Raw genomic sequence first — 1,825 nt, 5'->3', positions numbered from 1 at the left:
CGACCGGCTGGTGTCGTCCCGCCTGCAGGGAACCTCTCAAAACCCCTGTCTCAGCCACTTGGCGCGCTTACAAATCACGAGTTACGGCGTTCAAGCCTTGCAAATTCGGAAGTTTTGAGAGGTTCCCTGATGCGAAAGAGATTTTCGTTTTTTGCATCGCAAGTTCGCATCTGCTATTTGGAAATTCTCCTTGTCAATTAATATGGTGGAATTACTATTGTGGAGATATTTTAATGGGCGGATGTATTTCGACCTCGGGCAGTGTTTCTCGGCATCGCAATAGTCATTATGCTGAATCGCAGGCTGGAAAGTCCTCGACTTCGTCTAGTGCAAATAATACCCCCTCACACGAATTTTCAACACGCACTTCGGTCAGTTCAAATACAGCGCCTCGTCAGGGTTTTGGTGAAATTCAGAACTCTCAAGTGCTGAAGCGGAAAAAGAAACTGCACGGTACCAATCGAACGGGATTGCCTGGCCCAGATACGAATAGCAATCTGACGCGGCAGCAACAGTCGCTGGTCGGGGTGGCGCGTTGGCCTGATTCCCGCTACAACGACGAAAACTCGTCGAAGCAACAGTCATATGGCCGATCATTTTGGAATGCCACGCGAAAGGCTGGGTCACAAATTGCGAACGGGAAGATTACCTCGCTCGATCAACTCTGGAATCATGTCAGCGACTGGCGAGGTAAAGCGGCAGGCAGTTCCAGCGGCACCTTCGGCTCCAACAAGCGCGACCCAAGGTACAACTTGCCCCGTGTCACCGGTGTAGGTGGCCGATATGATTACATCCGGGAACGATATGCCAATCGTACAGACGGAAATATGAGGAGAAATCTTTATGGCTTGCCGCCGTCAATGAATTTTCAAATCGAGGACGAAATCAATGGTGAGCCCATATCCCTGACGACTCTCGTAATCAGCGCGGATGTTACGGCCGACCGAGATGACGAAATTTATACGGGACTTCGTTCGAGGGGTCAGGAGCAATTGGGCGAACCGTTTCATATTTTACACACTCAGGCGGCGGACGTGCCGCGCATCATGGAGCACGCCGAATCCCTCTACAGCCTTGCGCTCGATCCGGACATCGAAGACGGCCAAGCATTGCAGGTAATGGGTGAACTGCATTGGTGGCTCGCGCATGCGATGCCCGATGTGCGGGGAAGCGCGGCTAAAGCCGAATTGAGCGTGCGATCCATTGCGCAAGCCAGAGGCATGGATCTGCTGCCATTCCCGCAAGGTTTCGTGCCCGATCTCGAGGCAATGACTACGACGAGGTTTGATTTCGTGAACCAGTATTTGGACGTCCTTGGTTGGGCCTGAAATCTAAGATAGGAACCTCTCAAAACCCAACCGCTCTCTTTCTGAGCAAGAACGCCTGAGCCGCCGATAGGGAACCTCTCAAAACCCTGATTCCAGCCATTCGGTGGCCTTATGGGAGCCTCTCACAACCCCATGTTTGACGAATCCGAACAGGGACGAGTGGGCGCCAGCAGCCGTTTGAGCGTGATGAGGCCCTTCGGCGGTGTGAGCCTGGTGCATGAGGGGCCTTGCAGGCCCGGTGGCTCAGGCTTTTGCCGTTTGCAGGCGCACCTGTGCCTTGCCAGTGGCGGGCTTGAAGAAAGCATCCACGCCCCGATGCAGGAACCAGGCCAGTCGCTTCATGTTGTCGCAGGCGGCCATCATCGTCATGCCCACCGTGGCGCGCGCCTGTCCGATGGTGCGCACGAACTTGCCCCCCAGGTGGCGGATACCGGCGAACACGTGCTCCACCTTGGCTCGTTTCTTTGCGATCCGCTGGTTGCGCTTGTTCTGGCACT

At 54.6% G+C, this 1,825-nt stretch carries 1 protein-coding gene and 1 pseudogene; one reads left to right on the top strand and one right to left on the bottom strand.

Annotation, left to right across the window (positions count from 1 at the left end; translation table 11 throughout):
* Positions 1 to 1,328 (top strand): XopAH/AvrB family type III secretion system effector (gene xopAH, locus AVMA1855_RS26440; RefSeq protein WP_284427998.1); only part of this gene is annotated, 1,328 nt, incomplete at its 5' end.
* A gap of 243 nt (positions 1,329 to 1,571) precedes the next feature.
* On the opposite strand, the pseudogene AVMA1855_RS26435 reads toward xopAH, so the two are convergent.
* A pseudogene (locus tag AVMA1855_RS26435) lies at positions 1,572 to 1,825 on the bottom strand (IS5/IS1182 family transposase); the annotation flags it as partial.

It is taken from the genome of Acidovorax sp. SUPP1855 (genome assembly GCF_030158955.1).
Taxonomy (GTDB): domain Bacteria; phylum Pseudomonadota; class Gammaproteobacteria; order Burkholderiales; family Burkholderiaceae_C; genus Paracidovorax.
The sequence above is the reverse complement of the archived record's forward strand: the minus strand, read 5'-3'. Positions and strand labels throughout refer to the sequence as shown.